The organism is Sphingopyxis sp. BE259 (assembly GCF_031457495.1).
Lineage (GTDB): Bacteria > Pseudomonadota > Alphaproteobacteria > Sphingomonadales > Sphingomonadaceae > Sphingopyxis.
Window position 1 is genome coordinate 2945219 of the sequence record NZ_JAVDWM010000001.1, and the last position, 20491, is coordinate 2965709.

Sequence of the window (20491 nt, forward strand, 5' to 3'; positions counted from 1 at the left end):
ATCGTGCCAAAGAAAATCAGCCATGTCAGCGCCGCCGACCATGACATCGTCACCGTCGCGGTTGCTGCGGCGGAGGCGCATACCAGCGGCGAAATCGTCACCGTCGTCGCGGCGCAGTCGAACGACTATGACGATGTCGCGCTGGTGTGGGCCAGCGTCATCGCCTTCATCGCGATGTCGGCAATCGCGCTGTTCCCCGAGTTTTATCGCGGGCTTTACGACCGGCTGACCGGCGGCTGGGGCTATGAGCTGACCGCCAATCAATGGCTTGGCACGGTGATTGCGGTCGGCGTGCTCAAATGGATCGCCACTTGGCTGATCCTGCTGTGGCGGCCGCTGCGGCTGGCGCTGACCCCGCGTGCGATCAAGGCGCAGCGGGTGCGCGCCCGCGCCGTCGACCTGTTCAAGGTCGGGACCGAAGCCAAGACATTGGGCCGCACCGGTGTGCTGCTGTACCTCAGCCTGAAAGAACATCGCGCCGACATCGTCGCCGACGAGGCGATTGCCGCAAAAGTGTCGGCCGACGTGTGGGGCGATGCGATGGCGGCGCTGATCGAGCGGGTTCGTGCAGGTCAGCCCGGCGCGGGCATGGCGGCGGCGGTGACGCAGATGGGGGCTGTTTTGGCCGAACATTTTCCGCGCGGCAGCGAGAATCCGAATGAATTGCCCGACCGGTTGATCGAAATCTAGTTCCCCCGTCACTGCGAGCGTGGCGAAGCAATCCAGGGCGACCTTGCACAGCTCTGGATTGCTTCGCTACGCTCGCAATGACGATGGAAGGAACAATCATGACCCGCCCCTCCCCCGAAACCCCGATTGAAACCCGTTGGGAGGGCCGCTTCATCACGGTGAAACAGCAAGGAACATGGGAATATGTTTCCCGCTCGCGCGGCATCCATGCCGCGGTGATCCTGGCAATCGACAATGCCGCGGATGGCCGTCACGTCATATTGGTCGAGCAATATCGCGTGCCGCTCAAAGTAAATTGCCTCGAACTACCCGCGGGGCTGGTCGGCGACGACAGCGCGGGCGAAGCTGTCGAGGTGGCGGCGACCCGCGAGTTAGAGGAAGAAACCGGCTATCGCGCCGCGCATTGGCGGGTGGTTGGCGAATTTTTCAGCTCGCCGGGAATGGTCAGCGAAAGTTTCACGCTGCTGGCGGCGACGGAGTTGAGCAAGATCGGTGACGGTGGCGGCGTCGATAGCGAGGACATCATTGTCCACCGCGTGCCGCTGGACGGTATTGCCGATTTTGTCACGGCGAAACGGGCCGAAGGGTGCGGGATCGACGTGCGGGTGGCGATGTTGCTGGCGGGTGGGTTGTTGGCCAGTTAGCTGATTTCGGCCGATTTCGGACCTTTCCTGCATCGTCATCCCGGACTTGATCCGGGATCCAGGACGACAGCGCGGAGTTGGATCCCGGATCAAGTCCGGGATGACGAAAGAAAGGAACCCCTCCTAATTGCCACAATCCCATCGGGAACCAGCATCTAACGCGCCCCGAACCGCCAGCGCAGCAACGGCCGCGCGAGCAACAGTCCCGCCAGAAACCCGCCGACATGCGCCCAGATCGCGATTGCGCCGAACCCGCCGCCGCCCGCAAAACCGATCAGCAGTTGCACCGCGATCCACGCGGCCGCAAGCCACAGCGCGCGCACCCAATGCGCCGGGATCGGCCCGATCGCGGGCGCCTGCGAACGGCTGAAAATCAAGGCAAACACGGCGATCACCGCAGAGATCGCGCCGCTGGCGCCGATCATCGGCACCGCCGACTGTGGGTCAGCCAGGAATTGTGCGAACGCGCCGGCATAGGCACCCGCAAGCAGCAGAACTGCCATCGCCTTTGCCCCCAGCGGCGCCTCCAGCTGCCGCCCGATGAACAGCAGCACGATGATGTTGAAGACGAGGTGCAGCACGCCCCCGTGCAGGAAGGCCGACGTCAGCGGGGTGAGGAAAAACGGCACCATCGTCCCCGGCGGGACGATGAGGTCCGCCGCGAACCGCGCCGGGATGAAGCCCGCGCGGACGATCGCGTCGATATGGAACCCGGTAATCCACAACAGGACAAAGACGATAACGCAGACGAACGCATAGCCCGTCACCAACGGTGCATCCTGCGGCTTCATCGGCTTATCGCGTCCCGCCGCGTGCCATCAGATGAATTCGATTTTCTTCACCAGATAATATTTGTCGCCCGCGGGCACGGTGACCTCGATCTCGTCCTCGACGCGGCGGCCGATCAGCGCGCGGCCGAGCGGCGAATTATAGCTGATCTTGCCGTCCTTGGCGTCGGCTTCGGCCTGGCCGACGATCTGGTATGTCACCGGCTTGTCGTCCTCGTCGGCGAGGGTCACGGTCGCACCGAACACGATGCGGTCGCCGGTCAGCGTCGTCGGATCGATCACCTGCGCGCGCGACAATTTGTCCTCGAGGTCGCCGATCGTCGCTTCGACCTGGCCCTGGCGTTCCTTCGCGGCGTGATATTCGGCATTTTCCGAAAGGTCGCCGTGGGCGCGCGCTTCCTCGATCGCATCGACGATCAGCGGTCGCTCGGCCTTGAGCGCGCTGAGCTGCGTGCTCAGCTTCTCATAGCCTTCTGCCAGCATCGGCACCTTTTCAACGCTTGCCATTATCCTGTTGTCCTTCGTCAATAATCCAGCGCCAGCGAAACTTCGCCGGGCGGCTGCGCCGCTGTTCCGTCAATGTCGGGGGGTGGAGCGGTTCCTCAATAATAGTCTTGAAGCGGCTTTACTTCAAGAGAGTGCGCGCGCAGCGCGCCGATCGCATAGGTAGCGGCCTCGCTGCCTGCTGCGGTCGTATAATAAGCGACATCGGCCGCCAGCGCCGACGCGCGGATCGACTGCGAATCCTGCAAACTCTGCCACCCCTCGGTGGTGTTGAAGATCAGCTGGACATCGCCGTCCTTGATCCGATCGACGATATGCGGGCGGCCTTCGGCGACCTTGTTGACGCGCTCGACCGCGATACCCTGCGCGTCGAGATAGTCAGCGGTGCCGCCGGTCGCGATCACCCGCCAGCCCCAGGCGCGCAGCTGGCGCACCGATTCGACGATCCGCGGCTTGTCGCTGTCCTTGACCGACACGAACAACCGCCCGTCAGTCGGCAGGCGATCGCCCGCCCCCAGCTGTGCCTTGGCGAACGCCAGGTTGAAATTGCTGTCGATTCCCATGACTTCGCCGGTGGATTTCATTTCGGGCGACAGCACCGGGTCGGTGCCGGGGAAGCGCGCGAAGGGGAACACCGCCTCCTTCACCGCGACATGCGCGATGTCGCGGTTGATCTTGGGCAGGTCGGTCAGCTTTTCGCCCGCCATCACCCGCGCCGCGATCTTGGCGATCGGCGACCCGACCGCCTTGGCCACGAACGGCACGGTCCGGCTGGCGCGCGGATTGACCTCGATCAGGTAGACCTCATCACCCTTCACCGCGAACTGGATGTTCATCAGCCCGCGCACTTCGAGCGCGCGCGCCAGCAATTCCGTCTGGCGCTCGATCTCTGCGATGGTTGCGGCGGGCAAGCTGTACGGCGGGATCGAGCAGGCGCTGTCGCCCGAATGGACCCCGGCTTCCTCGATATGCTGGAGCACGCCCGCGACGACGACATCGGTGCCGTCGCACAGCGCATCGACATCGACCTCGATCGCGTCGCGCAGGTAGCGGTCGATCAGCACCGGCGAGTCGCCCGACACCTGCACCGCGGTCTCGATATAATTTTCGAGCTGCGCCTGATCGTCGACGATTTCCATCGCGCGGCCGCCAAGCACATAGGACGGACGGGTCAGCACCGGGTAACCGATGCGCGTCGCAACCGCGATCGCCTCTTCGCGGCTGCGCGCGATACCGTTTTCGGGCTGTTTCAGCTTTAGCTTGTTGACCAGCGCCGCGAACCGCTCGCGGTCTTCGGCCAGGTCGATCGCGTCGGGTGAGGTGCCCAGGATCGGGATGCCCGCGTCGGACAGCGCCTGCGCCAGCTTGAGCGGGGTTTGGCCGCCGAACTGGACGATAACGCCGACCAGCGTGCCGTTCGACTGTTCGACGTGGAGGATTTCGAGCACATCCTCGGCGGTCAGCGGCTCAAAATACAGGCGGTCCGACGTATCATAATCGGTGCTCACCGTTTCCGGGTTGCAGTTGATCATGATCGTCTCGTAACCCGCCTCTTCCAATGCGAAGCAGGCGTGGCAGCAGCAATAATCGAACTCGATCCCCTGCCCGATGCGGTTCGGACCGCCGCCGAGGATAACCACTTTCTTGCGGTCCGACGGCTTCGCCTCGCACTCGGGCTCGCCAAAGGTTGGGGCTTCATAGGTCGAATAAAGATAGGGCGTCTGCGCCTGAAATTCGGCGGCGCAGGTGTCGATCGTCTTGAACACCGGGCGCACGCCGAGTTTGTGGCGCAGCTGGCGTACCTCCATTTCGGTGACGCCGCCGGTCATCGCCTTGACCGCTTCGTGGATCAGCCCGCGGCCGCTGGCCGTCGCGCGGCGGGTGCCGGGTTGCAGGTTTGCAGATTGCAACGCGAGATAGGCCAGGCGCTTGTCCGAAAAGCCCATCGCCTTCAACTTGCGGAGTCCCGCGGCATCGCGCGGCAAGCCGTCGCGGCACACCTGCTTTTCGGCTTCGACGATTTCCTCGATGCGTTCGAGGAACCACATATCATAACCCGCAATGCGGTTGATTTCCGACAGCGGCAGCCCCTCGCGGATCGCCTGCGCCGCGTTGAGCAAGCGGTCGGGTGTCGCCTTGGCCAGCTCACTACGCAGCTGGTCATGCGTCGCGCCCTTCAAATGGTCGACGAAATTGAAGCCCGACAGCCCCGTCTCCAGCCCGCGCAGCGCCTTTTGCAAGCTCTCATGGATTGTGCGGCCGATCGCCATCACTTCGCCGACCGATTTCATCGCGGTCGACAGGATCGGCTCGGCGCCCTTGAATTTCTCGAACGCAAAGCGCGGGATTTTGGTGACGACATAATCGATCGTCGGTTCGAACGACGCCGGGGTCACCCCGGTGATGTCGTTCATGATCTCGTCGAGCGTATAGCCGACCGCGAGCTTTGCCGCGACCTTGGCAATCGGGAAACCCGTCGCCTTCGACGCCAGCGCCGACGAGCGCGACACGCGCGGGTTCATCTCGATCACGATCAGGCGGCCGTCCTTGGGATTGACCGCGAACTGGACGTTCGACCCGCCCGTTTCGACCCCGATCTCGCGCAGCACCGCGATGCTCGCGTTGCGCATGATCTGATATTCCTTGTCGGTCAGCGTGAGCGCGGGCGCGACGGTGATCGAATCGCCGGTATGCACGCCCATCGGATCGACATTTTCGATCGAACAGATGATGATGCAATTGTCCTTGCGGTCGCGCACCACCTCCATCTCATATTCTTTCCAGCCGAGGAGCGATTCCTCGATCAGGACTTCGGTGGTCGGCGAGGCGATCAGGCCGCCGCGGACGATATGCTCGAACTCCTCGCGGTTATACGCGATGCCGCCGCCGGTGCCGCCCATCGTGAAGCTGGGGCGGATGATCGAGGGCAGCCCGGTGCGTTCGAGCACCGCGAATGCCTCGTCGAGCGTATGCGCGATGCCCGATCGCGCGCTTTCCAGCCCGATCTTGTCCATCGCGTCGCGAAACTTGATCCGGTCCTCGGCCTTGTCGATCGCCTCGGCATCGGCGCCGATCATCTCGACGCCATATTTGGTCAAGGTGCCATCGTTGAACAGCGCCAGCGCGGTGTTGAGCGCGGTCTGCCCGCCCATCGTCGGCAGCACCGCATCAGGGCGCTCCTTCGCGATGATCTTCGCGACGATCTCGGGCGTGATCGGCTCGACATAAGTGGCGTCGGCCAACTCGGGATCGGTCATGATCGTCGCCGGGTTGGAGTTGACGAGGACGATCCGGTAACCCTCCTCCTTCAGCGCCTTGATCGCCTGCGTCCCCGAATAGTCGAACTCGCACGCCTGACCGATAACGATCGGGCCGGCGCCGATGACGAGGATGGATTGGATGTCGGTTCTTTTGGGCATTATTTTTGTTCTTCTCTTGGATGCATCTCGTTGCCGACGAAACCGAGTTTTATATGATTTGCAAACTCGGGTTTCTTCAGCTCGCGCATGACACAATCGAGGCGCTCATATTTTTCATCAACTGCCGGTTGAAATTTAACATAGTTATCAGCGCCGAGCGTCAGGGTGCCCGGCGTCACTCGACATTGTTTCTCGACCCGCGCCAACGCCGAACCTATTGTTTCGGCTTCGCCATCACGCGTGTCAGGCGAGCAACCCATCAGCTGCATCGCCACGGCGACCGCAAAGATGGGGCGAACACTCACTTCAACCCACCCACAAACTTCTCGAACAGATAGAAGCTGTCTTGCGGCCCCGGGCTCGCCTCCGGATGATACTGCACCGAAAACGCATTTTTCCCCGTGATCGCGATGCCGCAGTTCGATCCGTCGAACAGGCTCTTGTGCGTCTCGACCACGCCGCCGGGCAGCGTCGAGGCATCGACCGCAAAGCCGTGGTTCATGCTGGTAATTTCGACCACGCCGTCGGCGAAGTCGCCGCCGACGCGCTGCACCGGGTGGTTCGCGCCGCGGTGACCCTGATGCATCTTCACGGTCTTCGCCCCCGCGGCGAGCGCGAGCAGCTGGTGGCCGAGGCAGATGCCGAAGATCGGGACGTTGCGGTCGAGCAGCCCCTTGATCACCGGCACCGCATAGTCGCCCGTCGCCGCGGGATCGCCGGGGCCGTTCGACAGGAACACCCCCGCCGGACGCAGCGCGACGATCTCTTCAAGGCTCGTCTTCGCAGGCACCACAGTGACGCGCGCGCCGGCCTTCACCAGGTTGCGGAAGATATTGTCCTTGGCGCCATAATCGACGGCGACGACGTGGGGTTTCTGCGCCGCCCCCTGATTTCCGTGCGCTGCCCCGTGATTTCCGTTCGTGTCGAGCGAAGTCGAGACACCCTGCGTTCGCTCACTGCCGATGGGCATCTCGACTTCGCTCGATGCGAACGGATGTTGGTAGCCTTTACCGAGAACCCACGTCCCCACATCCCAGCTACCCTGCCGCTCGCGGGTCACGGTCTTGGCGAGGTCCATGCCCTCCAGCCCCGGCCAGCCCTGCGCCAGCATCAGCAGCCTATCGAGGTCGAACTTGCCCTCGGCATTGTGCGCCACCACCCCGGTCGGCGCGCCGCCGTCGCGGATGCGGCGGGTCAGCGCGCGGGTGTCGATGCCCGCCAGCCCGATCAGGCCTTGCGTGGCCATCCATTCGGGCAAGGTCTGCACGCTGCGGAAATTGCTCGGCAGCGTCGGCAATTCGCGCGTGACGCAGCCGATCGCGGCGCGCTTGTCGCGTTCCATATCCTCGGGGTTCGCGCCGACATTGCCGATGTGCGGAAAGGTGAAGGTGATGATCTGGCCCGCATAGCTCGGGTCGGTCAGGATTTCCTGATAGCCGGTCATCGCGGTGTTGAAACAAATCTCGCCCACCCCCGCACCGCTCGCGCCATAACCGACGCCCCACAGGACGGTGCCATCGGCAAGAACGAGGACGCCGGTCGCGCCATCAGGCTGGCTTGCGGGCGCGGCAGAGGGGTTGGCAGGTGCCATTCAACATGCTCCGGACGGGGGGCTAAACGGCCGATCAACTAGGCAGCAAAAAAGTGATTCACAAGCTATCGAATTTGGAATCTTGGCGCTAGAGAGGGCCTTTCCGAAATTTGCAGCGCATGGGGACACGTATGATTCGTGATGACATCAAGGCTGCGCAGGTCGCCGCGATGAAAGCCGGCGACAAGGCGCGGCTCGGCACCATCCGGCTGATGCTGGCCAAGATCAAGGACAAGGACATCGAACTGCGCACCGGCACCGCGCCGGCCGACGACGATGTGCTGGTGACTGATGTGCTGCAGAAAATGGTCAAGCAGCGCCGCGAATCGATCTCGATGTACGAACAGGGCGGGCGACAGGAGCTGGCCGACATCGAGGCGGCCGAGGTTGTCGTGATCGAGGATTTCCTGCCCGCGCAGTTGAGCGACGATGAAGCACAGGCGGCGATCAAGGCGATTGCGGCGGAGCTGGGCGCGGAAAGCCTGAAGGACATGGGCAAGGTGATGGCGGCGGTGAAGGAACGTCATGGGTCCGAGCTGGATATGAGCAAGGCGAGCGGGTGGGTTAAGGCGGCGTTGAGCTGAGTTTAGCGCCAAAACGCTCCCCTTTCCGTTCGTCCCGAGCGAAGTCGAGGGATGTTTGGCGCCGCGCCAACGTGTCTCGACTTCGCTCGACACGAACGGGTATGGGGAGCAATGGCGTTCTGGACCTACATTCTGCTCTGTGCTGACGGCCGCTATTACACAGGACACACCGATCATCTGGAACGCCGCATCGCCCAGCATCAACATGGCGGATTTTGCGATTTCACCTCGCGGCGGCGGCCCGTGACCCTGGTCTGGTCGCAGGATTTTGCGACGCGGGTCGAGGCGTTGGAAACTGAACGCCGGATCAAATCATGGTCGCGCGCGAAAAAGGAGGGGCTGATCCGCGGCGACTGGCAAATGGTCAGCCATTTCGCCAAGCCACCTCACGAACGCCCGGACCTCACAGTGTCTTTTGAGGAACACACCCCCTCCCCGTTCGTCCCGAGCGAAGTCGAGGGACGTGAAGCCGGGCGCCAACGTGTCTCGACTTCGCTCGACACAAACGGAGGTGAGAGTTTGGCTTCCCTGCCCAAGGATGAGGGGGCAGTTAAATGACCCTCACCCCCCAATGGCTGGACGAACTTCGCTCGCGCGTCACGCTGTCGACCCTCATCGGTCGCACGGTAAAGGTCACCCGCGCCGGCCGCGAATATAAGGCGTGCTGCCCCTTCCATAACGAAAAGACGCCCAGCTTCACCATCAACGACGAGAAGGGCTTCTATCACTGCTTCGGTTGCAGCGCCCACGGCGATGCGATCCGCTGGATGACCGATCAGCGCGGGCTGTCGTTCATGGACGCGGTCAAGGAGCTGGCCGCCGAAGCGGGGATGGAGGTTCCCGCCGCCGACCCGCGCGCCGCGCAAAAAGCCGAGGAGCAAGCGAGTCTGCGCGATGTCGTGCAGGGCGCCGCCGACTGGTTCACCCAGCAGTTGGGTAGCAGCAACGGCGCCCCGGCGCGCGATTATCTGGCCAAACGCGGCATTTCGGAAGCGACGCGCAAGGCCTTCGGCTTCGGCCTTGCCCCCGACAGCCGCAGCGCATTGAAAGAGGCGCTCAAGAAATTCCCGACCGCAATGCTGGTCGAATCCGGCATGCTGATCGCGGTCGAGGAGAAAGAGCCCTACGACCGCTTCCGCGGCCGCCTGATGATCCCGATCCGCGACGCGCGCGGGCGGGTGATCGCGTTTGGCGGGCGCATCCTGGGCGATGGCGAGCCCAAATATCTGAACTCGCCCGACACGCCTTTGTTCGACAAGGGACGCACGCTTTATAATCTCGACAAAGCGAGCCCGGCGTCGCGGCAGACGAACCGGATCATCGTCGTCGAAGGCTATATGGACGTCATCGCGCTGGCCGAGGCGGGAATCGCCGACGCGGTTGCGCCGCTCGGCACGGCATTGACCGAGGCGCAGCTGGGACTGATCTGGCGGATGGTGCCGGTCCCGGTGCTGTGTTTCGACGGCGATGCGGCGGGACAGAAAGCAGCGATGCGCGCCGCGATGCGCGCGCTGCCGCTGCTCCGCCCCGGCTTCAGCCTCGCCTTTGCGGTGATGCCGCCGGGGCAGGATCCCGACGACATCGTCCGCGCCCGCGGCGCCGACGGGTTCACCGCGCTGCTCGACGAAGCGCAGCCGCTGGTCGAGCGCCTGTGGGCGCATGAAGTCGCCGCCGGACCACTCGCGACCCCCGAGGAGCGCGCCGCGCTCAAGACCCGGCTGCTTGCCCACGCCGACGCAATCGAGGACGCCGATGTCCGCCACCATTATCGCGAGGCGTTTCGAGAACGGCTCGACACATTGTTCGCGCGGCAGCGCCCCGAGCGCGCGCCGCGCGTTCCCTGGGCACCACAACCACAGCGCGGCGGCTTTGGCGGAGCGGGGCGCCGCTTTGGCCCCGACCCGCGCTTGCAGCCGCCGGTCGATGAGGCCCGATCGATCGGGCAGGTCGGGATCGGCAGCCATTATGCCGCGGCGCTGATCGGCGGCCTGCTGCGTTATCCCGCAGCCCTGCGCCGCAACGACGAGGCGCTGACCCGGCTCGCGGTGACCGATTCCAGTGACGCCGAACTGCTCGGCGCTATGCTTGACATCGCCGGAGGCCAAGAAGGGCTTGATTGCGAGGGGTTGCTTGCCATATTGGAGCCAATGAAAGTGTATAATAGGGCGATGACATTGCTCAGAGCCGACGGGATGCACTTCTCGTTCAATCGCAGGCTTGACGGCGAAGATGTTGATGCGGCGCGGGAAACCGCGCTGCGCGACCTGGAAGAATATATCGGGGTGCTGGTCACCCAGCCTGAAATCCGCGCCCGGCTGGCTCAGGCGACCGAGGATTTCCAGCGCACGATGGACGACGAAGGATTTGCCCGGCAGCAAAAGCTGTCGGCAATGGACAAAGAATTGACCCGCCGCCTCGCTGCGCTGTCCGACAGCAGCCAAGGCTGACCCACCGATTGCCCCTTTGGCAGGAACAAATATGGCCACCAAGAACACCGCCGCCGACACCGATACCGACACCGACGGCCCGCTGATCGACCTCAACGAGGCTGACGTCAAAAAGCTGATCGCGCGCGGCAAGAAGCGCGGGTATTTGACCTATGACGAGCTGAATGCGGCGCTGCCGCAGGACGAAATGTCGTCCGAGCAGATCGAGGACATCATGTCGGCGATCTCCGACATGGGCATCAACATCGTCGAAAGCGACGAGGATGTGCAGGAAGAGGCCGACGCCGAACCCGACGACGAAGTCGATGTCAGCGCCGGCACCGGTTCAGTGTCGAACCCGGCGATCGAAAAGAAAAAGGAAACGGTCGATCGCACCGACGATCCCGTTCGCATGTACCTGCGCGAAATGGGCGCGGTCGAGCTGCTCAGCCGCGAAGGCGAAATCGCGATCGCGAAACGCATCGAGGCGGGGCGCGACACGATGATTCTGGGGCTGTGCGAAAGCCCGCTGACTTTCAACGCGATCATCGACTGGTCGACCGCGCTCAACAATGGCGACATGCAGCTGCGCGAGATCGTCGATCTGGAAGCGATGCTGTCGAAAGACCCGGCGCCCGAAAATCTGGAAGAAGAAGGCGCCGAGGATGACGGCGAGATCAGCGAAAAGACCGCCGGCGTCTCGTTCAAGGACGAGGACGAGGTCGAGGAAGAGCCCGCCGCCGACGCCGACGACGAGGACGGCGAAGGATCGTCGGGCAAGCGCGAGACCTTCGAAGAGGATGAGGAAGACAACACGCTCAGCCTCGCCGCGATGGAAGAGCTGCTCAAGCCCGACGCGCTCGAGAAATTCGCCAACATCACCAAGAGTTTCAAGGCGTTCTCGAAGCTGCAGGACGCCCGCCTCGAATCGCTTTCGGGCGGCGAGGAATTTCCGGCGGCATCGGAAAAGAAATATCACAAGCTGCGCGAAGACTTGACCGCGCAGGTCGAGGGTGTGCAGTTTCACAACACCAAGATCGAATATCTGGTCGACCAGCTCTACAGCTACAACCGCCGCCTGACCGCACTCGGCGGCCAGATGCTGCGCCTGGCCGAGCGGCACAAGGTGCCGCGCAAGGCGTTTCTCGACAATTATGTCGGGCGCGAGCTGGAAGAAAACTGGATCGACGGCGTCGGCAAGATCGACAAGAAATGGGCGGCCTTTGCCGAGAATGAAGCCGGTGCAGTCGACCGCATCCGCATCGAGATTTCGGAAATCGCCCAAGCCGCGGGCATGAGCCTGACCGAATTCCGCCGCGTCGTGAACATGGTGCAAAAGGGCGAGCGCGAAGCGCGTATCGCCAAGAAGGAAATGGTCGAGGCCAACCTGCGGCTCGTGATCTCGATCGCCAAGAAATACACGAACCGCGGCCTGCAATTCCTCGACCTGATTCAGGAAGGCAATATCGGCCTGATGAAGGCGGTCGATAAGTTCGAGTATCGCCGCGGCTACAAGTTCAGCACCTATGCGACCTGGTGGATCCGCCAGGCGATCACCCGCTCGATCGCCGATCAGGCACGCACGATCCGCATCCCGGTGCATATGATCGAGACGATCAACAAGCTCGTCCGGTGCAGCCGCCAGTTCCTCCACGAAAGCGGCCGCGAGCCGACCCCGGAGGAAATGGCCGAGCGACTGTCGATGCCGCTCGAAAAGGTCCGCAAGGTGATGAAGATCGCCAAGGAGCCGATCAGCCTCGAAACGCCGATCGGCGACGAGGAAGATTCGCATCTGGGCGATTTCATCGAGGACAAGAATGCGGTCATCCCGGTCGACGCCGCGGTGCAGTCGAACCTCAAGGAAACGGTTACGCGCGTGTTGGCATCGCTCACGCCGCGCGAGGAGCGCGTGCTCCGCATGCGCTTCGGGATCGGGATGAACACCGACCACACGCTCGAGGAAGTCGGCCAGCAGTTCAGCGTGACCCGCGAACGTATCCGCCAGATCGAAGCGAAGGCGCTCCGCAAGCTGAAGCACCCGTCGCGGTCGCGCAAGATGCGGTCGTTCCTCGACCAGTAACGTTGGTCGAAAGCGAGGATTTCAAGGGCGGCCCGGCAACGGGCCGCCCTTTTCTTGTGGTGCCTTTGGGGTAGAAAGTGGACTATCCGCCACCCTCGTCATTCCCGCGAAAACGGGAACCCAGAGCGGGCATCGGCTGATCCCACCCTGGGTTCCCGCTTTCGCGGGAATGACGAAGTAAAAAAACGGATCGTCGGTTATCGGTCCTTTCCCGCCATTCGTGATCCCGGCCCGCCGCCCTTGCACGGATCACGTGCAGAATGCTCTCTGGCGAAGTCTTGTATCAATGCTGCACCGCACAAATATTTCGCCCGTTCCTCTTTAATTCTTCATATTTGAACGCCAAGTAGCTCGCGTCATCGGATACGACGCGCTTCATCAGCGGTTCAGGCACGGCCCACCAAATGGCATTTATTCCCATTCGATGGGAATGTATTCGCAATCCAAAGCTGGCGGTAGATCATGGCGGACCCCCAAAAGCTCGGAAATTCGGGCGGCTGCGGAAATTGGCACGGCCTTTGCGAAGCACCCTGCATCGGCGCGAGGCAGAGCTCGCAGCCCAAGAGAAAGACAAGACGATGGAAAACGAAACCACCAACCTCTTCCGCCGCCGCGACACCTTTTTCGGGATTTGCGAGGCCGTTGGCCAGGATTTTGGCTTTAATCCGCTGTGGCTGCGCTTGGCCTTCGTCGCGCCGCTGTTCTTCTTTCCGGTTCAGACCTTCATCGGCTATTTCGCCCTCGGCGGTATCGTGCTGGCCTCGCGCCTGCTGTTCCCCGTCCGCACCGGTGCCGCCGCCGCGCCTACGTTGATCGCGGTCGAGGGCGCTGCACCGACCACCGAAAAAGCCGACGAGTTCGCACTCGCGGCCTGAGCGGATCCGGCCGGGCGCTTCCCTCTCCCTTTGCGCCCAGCCCAGCCGCGCAGATGGCGTCCTGCGGACGTCATCGACGGGACCGGCAAGCCTTCCCCGGGGCTTGCCGGTCCCTTTGCTTTGTCCCTCGGTGAAACAGCAAAAGTGAAAATCAAGCGGCGCCCATAAACGCGACGTTTACGACGTTGCCCTATGGCTGATCGTTGATATTCCATCGGCTTGGGCTCCGCGGCCCGCGCCACAGGCGAGGAACATGCGTTGAGCCAGTCGACCCAGCCCCTGCTGCAGCCGCGCGGCGTCGCCGAAATGCTCGATTCGCTGGTCGCCAGCGACGGCACGGGCGCGCACCCGCACGTCCGTGCCGGGGCGCTGTCGAGCGGCCCGGACGCAATGCGCAATCTGGCCGATGCCGTCCATTTCCTGTGCCTTCTCCACGGCCGTCACCCCGGCGTCATCGACAATGCGGCGCGCAAGGCGGTCGATCCCGCGTCGCGCCGATGGATGGACGAAGCCGCCGCCGCCTTTGTCCAGGAACGCGCCTTCCTGACCAAGATCGCCTCCGCCGTCGGCCCGGTGCCGAGCACGCAGGGGCAGGCGCAATGCGAAGCCGCGGTCGCCGCACAGCGCAAGGCGATCGACATGCTGGCCGAATCGGACCGCCACGGCTGCGCCGTCGGCGCCGCGATCGCGCTGACGCTCGACTGGCGGACGATCCGCGTCCTGCTCGACATCAGCGCCCACCGGCTCGACATGACCCCGCCGACCTGCAACCTGCCTGATTTGCGCGATACCGCGCGGCTGGCCGGGACGGTGGCGGGCAGCCCTGCGGTCGAACGCGCGATGGTGTTCGGCGCCCAGCAGCTGATCGCCCAGCACAGCGGACTGTGGGATCTGATGGCGGCGCGCGCGGCGAGCCGGGCGACTTCCTAAATCCCCCTCCGCTTGCGGGAGGGGCGGCGAGACTTGCGGACTTGGCTGCCAGTCGCATCGGGGTGGGCCGACCTACGTCAGCTGCTCGCTTTGCTCGCCCCCCAAACCCTCCCGCAAGCGGGAGGGGAGAAGAAGCGTTGGCTTGCACCCTCCCCCTCCCCTCGCTATGCCCGCCGTGATTGACGTTCACGTTAAGGGAAAGACGAGCCCATGCGTTTTGATGGAACCAGCGCCTATATCGCCACCGACGACCTGAAAGTGGCGGTCAACGCCGCGACGCTGCTGCGCCGCCCCTTGCTGGTGAAGGGCGAACCCGGCACCGGCAAGACCGTGCTGGCCGAGGAAATCGCCAAGGCGTTCGACGCGCCGCTGATCACCTGGAACATCAAATCGACGACCAAGGCGCAGCAAGGCCTGTATGAATATGATGCGGTGGCGCGGCTGCGCGACGGCCAACTTGGCGAAGAACGCGTCCACGACATCCGTAACTACATCCGCAAGGGCAAATTGTGGGAGGCGTTCACCTCGCCCAAGCTGCCCGTCCTGCTGATCGACGAGATCGACAAGGCCGACATCGAATTTCCGAACGACCTGCTCCAGGAACTCGATCGCATGGCGTTCCATGTGTACGAGACCGACGAGACGGTGACCGCCAAGGAACGCCCGATCGTCGTCATCACCTCGAACAACGAAAAAGAACTGCCCGACGCCTTCCTGCGCCGCTGTTTCTTCCACTATATCAAATTCCCCGACCGCGACACGATGCACGCGATCGTCGACGTGCATTTCCCCGGTATTCAGAAGACGCTGGTCAGCCGCGCGATGGACATTTTCTACGAAGTCCGCGACGTGCCGGGCTTGAAGAAAAAGCCGTCGACCAGCGAGCTGATCGACTGGTTGAAACTGCTGCTCAACGAAGACATGCCGCTCGAAGTCCTGCAGAACCGCGACGTCGGCAAGGCGATCCCGCCGCTCCACGGCGCGCTGCTCAAGAATGAGCAGGATGTGATGCTGTTCGAAAAGCTGGCATTCATGGCGCGGCGCCAGGGAAGCTGAACCCCGGCTTCAATCCCACCTCCGTTTGTGTCGAGCGAAGTCGAGACCCGCGAACGCAGCGCCAGACGTATCTCGACTTCGCTCGATGCGAACGGACGTGGGCGGATAAGTCGGAAGGCCCGTTAAAGCTGGTACGCGACCTCGACATCGCCCCAGCGGCGGCCATTGATCACCACCGGCGTATAGACGTTACGCACCGTGACATAATTGGTGCCGTCGCCTTCCTGCCGATAGACCGCCATGAAAAACGCCGCATTGCTGCGCTTTGCCGCCTTGTCGGTGTCGTCGAACAGCATGCGGCCGTTGCGGCAATAGGCGGTGTCGTGTGCGACGTCCCCGGTCGGGGCGCGCGAACATTCGGTGATGTGGGTGGGCAGGAACCCGTTCATGTCGCCCGCCGACGACATCTTCACCTCGGGATGGCTGGCGACGACATGGTCGAACAAGGGACGCCAATTGGCATCGGCCCAATCGCACAAGCTGGTGCGGAACCGTTCGGGGTTCGACCCCGGCACCCGGACATAATTGGTGTCGAACAATTGCTCCATCGTCAGGTCGCCGTTCGCGATCGCGCGTTCGGCCAGCGCGACGAATTTGTCGCGCACCTTGGCGGCGAGATCGACGACCGCCGAATCCTGCGGGCTGACCCCGGCCGAGATGACGGCGTTGAACATCCGGTTCGACACATGCTCCATCGACAGGATCGAGGTGCGGGTGCCCTCCAGCGTCGCACGATTGTCGCGGACCGATCCGACGACCCGGTCGACCGCCTCGCGGACTTTGGCGCCATTGGCATGAACCATCGCGCTTGACTGCGCGATGCGGTCACTCTGGTCGTCCAGCAATGCCACCAGATGCGTCGCATCGTGCAGCGCGTCGGTGATCGTTTCGAACTGCGCTTCGGCGCGGCTCGATTGTTCGACCCCGGCCTGAATTTCAGCGACCAGCCCGCCCGCCTCGGCGGCCAAGCTGCCTATGCTGCGGCGGATTTCGTCTGTGGCGCCGCGGGTGTTCTGCGCCAGCTTCTTCACCTCGGCAGCAACAACGGCAAAGGTGCGACCCGCATCGCCGGCACGCTCGGCCTCGATCGCGGCGTTCAGCGCAAGCATGTTGGTGGTCTTGGCGATCGTCTCGATCGACTGGCTGACCTGTTGCACCTGTTCCATCACCGCGGCGAAATTGGTCACGTGCGTGCCGAGCCGCGCGACGAGGTCGATGACCGAGCGAAATTCGGTGACCGCGGCGTTGACGCGCTCGGCCCCGGTGTCGAGCTGTTCGCAGGCGCGCGCCGACAGCAATTTCGCCTCGTCGGTCGAATCGGCGATCTGGCGCTGGTCGGCCTCGAGGCTGACAACAAAGTCCTCCAGTCGGCCGAGTTCGTCGATCTGGCGGTCCATCTGATCGGTCGACCGCTTGATGCGCCCCGCCGCCTCGCTGCACCCCACCGCCAGTTCGCCGCAGTCGCTGGCGACCGACTGGTCGAGCACCGGTCCTGCCGGATTGATCGGATCATATTTCATGCGCGCGCCCACCTAGAGATAATCGACGGGTCATGCCGGATAATGGTTAACGGTGGGTCAATGGGGGGGGGGGGGGGTGGCGTCGAGTTTTATACCGTCCTCTATTTCCGTTCGTGTCGAGCGAAGTCGAGACACCCCGACGTCATGCCCTGCTGATGGGTGTCTCGACTTCGCTCGACACGAACGGGTTTCAAAGGACGGCTTGCCCACTATCGGTCGCTATCGGATATGGTGTCCAAGCACCTAGCCACCCAACCTTCCGTTTACGTAAAGGGATTGCACGGCCGGTCGCGACACGTTACCCCTCCCCCATGTTTTTCGGCTTTCTCGACGAGCTTCGCGCCGCGGGTATTCCCGCCAGCCTGAAAGAGCATCTGATGCTGCTGGAGGCGCTCGACCGCGAGGTGATCGACCGCAGCCCCGAGCAATTCTATTACCTCAGTCGCGCGATCTATGTGAAAGACGAAGGCCTGCTCGACCGCTTTGACCAGGTGTTCAACAAGGTCTTCAAGGGCATTATTTCCGACTATGGCCAGAACCCGGTCGACGTCCCCGCCGACTGGCTGAAAGCGGTTGCCGAGAAATTTCTGACCCCCGAGGAAATGGCGGCGATCGAGTCGCTCGGCGACTGGGACAAGATCATGGAGACGCTGAAAGAGCGGCTCGAAGAACAGCAGAAGCGCCATGAGGGCGGCAGCAAATGGATCGGCACCGGCGGCACGTCGCCCTTCGGCAACTCGGGCTACAACCCCGAAGGCGTGCGGATCGGCGGCGAGAGCAAGCACAAGCGCGCGCTGAAGGTCTGGGAAAAGCGCGAATTTGCCAATCTCGACAACACCAAGGAACTCGGCACCCGCAACATCAAGATCGCGCTCCGCCGTTTGCGCAAATTCGCGCGCGAGGGCGCGGCGGACGAGCTCGACATCCCGGGCACGATCGACGGCACGGCGAGGCAGGGCTGGCTCGACATCAAGATGCGCCCCGAACGGCGCAACGCGGTCAAGCTGCTGCTCTTCCTCGATGTCGGCGGGTCGATGGATCCGTTCATCAAGCTGTGCGAGGAATTGTTCAGCGCCGCGACGACCGAATTCAAGAATCTCGAATTTTTCTACTTTCACAACTGCCCTTACGAAGGGGTGTGGAAGGACAACAAGCGCCGCTGGTCCGAACGCCATCAGATGTGGGACATCCTCCACAAATATGGTCATGATTACAAAGTGATTTTCGTCGGCGACGCCTCGATGAGCGCCTATGAAATCACCCACCCGGGCGGCAGCGTCGAACATTTCAACGAGGAATCGGGCGCGGTGTGGCTCGGCCGGATCACCAAAGTCTATCCCGCCGCGGTGTGGCTAAACCCGGTGCCGGAGGCGCATTGGGGCTACACCCAGTCGGTGAAGCTGATCAAACAGCTGATGAACGACCGCATGTATCCGCTGAGCCTCGCCGGGCTGGACGATGCGATGCGCGAGTTGACGCGCAAGCATTGATTCCCGCCATCCGTCATCCCGGCGAAGGCCGGGATCTCGTCCTCGCATCCTGACGAACGGGCGAGATCCCGGCCTTCGCCGGGATGACGATTTCTTTGGTAGCAATCTTGAACCGATCCCCTAATCCCGTTCGTGTCGAGCGAAGTCGAGACACCCCGACGCCGTGCGTGACCGATGGGCGTCTCGACTTCACTCGACACGAACGGATTTCATAAGTTCCGCTAGGCGCCTCATGATTGACCTCCCCCTCGTCACCATCCTGCTGCTCACCGGCTTCATCAACCTGATCGGGGCGCTCGCTTATGCCGCACGGATCGCGGGGGTACGCACCCGGCGGATTGCGATGTCGTTCGCGCTGTTCAACATCCTCGTGCTGTTTTCGCGCACCTCGAACAGCTTCCTCGGCCCGTTCCTGGCCAAACGGATCGAGACGCGGCTGCATGACGGCAGCGGCGCGTCGCTGTTCATCGACATGCAGCTGGTGCTGGCTGCGGCCAGCGTGGCGACCTTGCTCGGTATCCTGCTCGTGCCCACCGGGCAGCGGATGTTTGCCGCCGCGATCGGCTGGTATCAGACCAACCGATCGACGACGAAGCTGGCCGTGAAGGCAATGAGCCCGAGCGGACTGCGCACACTGCGCCGCTCGCTCACGCTTCCCGGCCTCGCGCATCTCAAGAGCTGGAAGATGCCCAAGGGGATCAGCTGGGGCGTCCTGATCGCCAATTGCCTCGCGCAATCCTTGCTCGCCGTCGGCGTCGTCGCGTCGCTTTACGCCGGTTATCTCGCGCCTGAGTTTCGCGTCACCGCGTCACAACTGTCGGCGCTGATCAACGGTTTTGCGACGATCCTGCTGTTTGCCTTCATCGACCCGCAATTGTCGGTGATGACCGACGATGCAGTCGAGGGCAAAGTCGAAGAGGCGGAGTTCCGCCGCGCGATCACGCTGATTTCGCTCAGCCGGCTGGCGGGCACAGTGCTGGCGCAGGCCTTGCTGCTGCCCGCCGCAACGCTGATCGCGTGGGTCGCCGTCTATGTCTGATGCGCTGCGCGGTCAGTCGCGCTTTCATGCTGTGCGAATACGGCTGGAAAAGATGGCGATCACCCCGGGGCCGCGCGGCTGGTTTCTCGAATTCCTTGTCTTCGGTTTCAAGCAGGGCTGGGCGTGCCTGTTCGGCGGGCTGATGCTCGCGCTGCTGCTCGGTACGCATCTGTTTTGGCCCGACGATGCGCCGCTGCACCGCTATGACGCGATCACCATCGGTGCGGTGCTGATCCAGCTCGGCATGCTGGCGTTCCGGCTCGAAACGCCCAAGGAAGCGCTGGTCATCCTGATCTTTCATATCGTCGGCACGGTGATGGAATTGTTCAAAACCGCGGCGGGGTCGTGGCAATATCCCGAGGCGAGCCTGCTCCACATCGGCGCGGTGCCTTTGTTCTCGGGCTTCATGTACGCCGCTGTCGGCAGCTATATCGCGCGCGTCTGGCGCATCTTCGACTTTCGCTACACGGGTTATCCGCCCGCGTGGACCAGCTATGCGCTGGCCGCCGCAATCTACGTCAATTTCTTCGCGCATCACTGGCTGTACGACATCCGCTGGTTCCTGTTCGCGGCGACCGCGCTGCTGTTCTGGCGCTGTCAGGTGTGGTTCCGCCCGCTCCACGTCCACCGCCGCATGCCGCTGCTGATCGGCTGGGGACTGGTTGCGCTGTTCATCTGGTTCGCCGAGAATATCGGGACGTTTGCGCGGGCGTGGACCTATCCCAGCCAGGATGACGGTTGGCACATGGTGGGGCTGGAAAAGCTGGGCAGCTGGTATCTGCTGATGATCATCTCGTTCGTGCTGGTGAGTCTGGTGCAGCGGCCGAGGGGACTGGACGACGCCGACTGACCGTC

General features: G+C 63.1%; 18 protein-coding genes. 12 read left to right on the forward strand and 6 right to left on the reverse strand.

Going from position 1 to position 20491, the window contains the following annotated elements:
* The first annotated feature begins 3 nt into the window (after positions 1-3).
* Positions 4-690, forward strand: coding sequence for a hypothetical protein (locus J2X44_RS14145; protein ID WP_310085304.1), 687 nt, complete (start codon positions 4-6; stop codon positions 688-690).
* 98 nt (positions 691-788) lie between these two features.
* A complete protein-coding gene (locus J2X44_RS14150; RefSeq protein WP_310085307.1) occupies positions 789-1334 on the forward strand; it encodes an NUDIX hydrolase in 546 nt (181 codons plus the stop codon).
* A 155-nt stretch (positions 1335-1489) separates the two neighbouring features.
* On the opposite strand, the gene J2X44_RS14155 is transcribed toward J2X44_RS14150, so the two are convergent.
* The 5 genes from J2X44_RS14155 to carA form a co-directional block, all read right to left on the reverse strand.
* Positions 1490-2125, reverse strand: coding sequence for a rhomboid family intramembrane serine protease (locus tag J2X44_RS14155; RefSeq protein ID WP_310085310.1), 636 nt, complete (start codon positions 2123-2125; stop codon positions 1490-1492).
* Positions 2126-2152: 27 nt separating this feature from the next.
* The gene (gene greA / locus J2X44_RS14160) at positions 2153-2629 is read right to left on the reverse strand and encodes a transcription elongation factor GreA (RefSeq protein ID WP_310085313.1); all 477 of its coding nucleotides are present in this window, start codon (positions 2627-2629) and stop codon (positions 2153-2155) included.
* Positions 2630-2724: 95 nt separating this feature from the next.
* On the reverse strand, positions 2725-6045 hold the full coding sequence (gene carB / locus J2X44_RS14165; RefSeq protein WP_310085316.1) for a carbamoyl-phosphate synthase large subunit: 3321 nt from the start codon (positions 6043-6045) through the stop codon (positions 2725-2727).
* Entirely contained in the window at positions 6045-6320 is a 276-nt protein-coding gene (locus J2X44_RS14170; protein ID WP_310085318.1) for a hypothetical protein, read from the reverse strand. Before J2X44_RS14170 ends, carB begins: the two co-directional genes overlap by 1 nt.
* A 26-nt stretch (positions 6321-6346) precedes the next feature.
* Positions 6347-7636 (reverse strand): glutamine-hydrolyzing carbamoyl-phosphate synthase small subunit, encoded by a 1290-nt coding sequence (carA, locus tag J2X44_RS14175; RefSeq protein ID WP_310085321.1) that lies wholly within the window; start codon positions 7634-7636, stop codon positions 6347-6349.
* Between the two features lie 131 nt (positions 7637-7767).
* Between carA and J2X44_RS14180 the strand changes: the two genes are divergently transcribed.
* The 7 genes from J2X44_RS14180 (at position 7768) to J2X44_RS14210 (ending at position 15587) form a co-directional block, all read left to right on the forward strand.
* Complete coding sequence (locus J2X44_RS14180) at positions 7768-8220, forward strand: GatB/YqeY domain-containing protein (RefSeq protein ID WP_310085324.1); 453 nt, start codon at positions 7768-7770, stop codon at positions 8218-8220.
* A gap of 111 nt (positions 8221-8331) precedes the next feature.
* A complete protein-coding gene (locus J2X44_RS14185; protein ID WP_310085327.1) occupies positions 8332-8778 on the forward strand; it encodes a GIY-YIG nuclease family protein in 447 nt (148 codons plus the stop codon).
* Entirely contained in the window at positions 8775-10667 is a 1893-nt protein-coding gene (gene dnaG, locus J2X44_RS14190; RefSeq protein WP_310085329.1) for a DNA primase, read from the forward strand. The genes J2X44_RS14185 and dnaG overlap by 4 nt, the downstream gene beginning before the upstream one ends.
* A 31-nt stretch (positions 10668-10698) precedes the next feature.
* On the forward strand, positions 10699-12726 hold the full coding sequence (gene rpoD, locus J2X44_RS14195; RefSeq protein WP_310085330.1) for an RNA polymerase sigma factor RpoD: 2028 nt from the start codon (positions 10699-10701) through the stop codon (positions 12724-12726).
* A 578-nt stretch (positions 12727-13304) separates the two neighbouring features.
* Positions 13305-13601, forward strand: coding sequence for a PspC domain-containing protein (locus J2X44_RS14200; RefSeq protein WP_310085333.1), 297 nt, complete (start codon positions 13305-13307; stop codon positions 13599-13601).
* Between the two features lie 258 nt (positions 13602-13859).
* The gene (locus J2X44_RS14205; protein WP_405053374.1) at positions 13860-14531 is read left to right on the forward strand and encodes a DUF6975 family protein; all 672 of its coding nucleotides are present in this window, start codon (positions 13860-13862) and stop codon (positions 14529-14531) included.
* 210 nt (positions 14532-14741) lie between these two features.
* Positions 14742-15587, forward strand: coding sequence for a MoxR family ATPase (locus J2X44_RS14210; RefSeq protein WP_137752167.1), 846 nt, complete (start codon positions 14742-14744; stop codon positions 15585-15587).
* A 122-nt stretch (positions 15588-15709) separates the two neighbouring features.
* Here J2X44_RS14210 and J2X44_RS14215 read toward each other — a convergent pair whose 3' ends face one another.
* Positions 15710-17107: a methyl-accepting chemotaxis protein gene (locus J2X44_RS14215; RefSeq protein WP_310085337.1), complete on the reverse strand. Its 1398-nt coding sequence runs from the start codon at positions 17105-17107 to the stop codon at positions 15710-15712.
* Between the two features lie 311 nt (positions 17108-17418).
* Here J2X44_RS14215 and J2X44_RS14220 point away from each other — a divergent pair, with 311 nt between their 5' ends.
* The 3 genes from J2X44_RS14220 to J2X44_RS14230 all read left to right on the forward strand — a co-directional run bounded on the left by J2X44_RS14220 (position 17419) and on the right by J2X44_RS14230 (position 20486).
* The gene (locus tag J2X44_RS14220; RefSeq protein WP_310085339.1) at positions 17419-18597 is read left to right on the forward strand and encodes a VWA domain-containing protein; all 1179 of its coding nucleotides are present in this window, start codon (positions 17419-17421) and stop codon (positions 18595-18597) included.
* 232 nt (positions 18598-18829) lie between these two features.
* Positions 18830-19636 (forward strand): lipid II flippase Amj family protein, encoded by an 807-nt coding sequence (locus tag J2X44_RS14225; protein WP_310085342.1) that lies wholly within the window; start codon positions 18830-18832, stop codon positions 19634-19636.
* Entirely contained in the window at positions 19629-20486 is an 858-nt protein-coding gene (locus tag J2X44_RS14230) for a DUF817 domain-containing protein (protein ID WP_310085347.1), read from the forward strand. Before J2X44_RS14225 ends, J2X44_RS14230 begins: the two co-directional genes overlap by 8 nt.
* Positions 20487-20491: the final 5 nt, after the last annotated feature.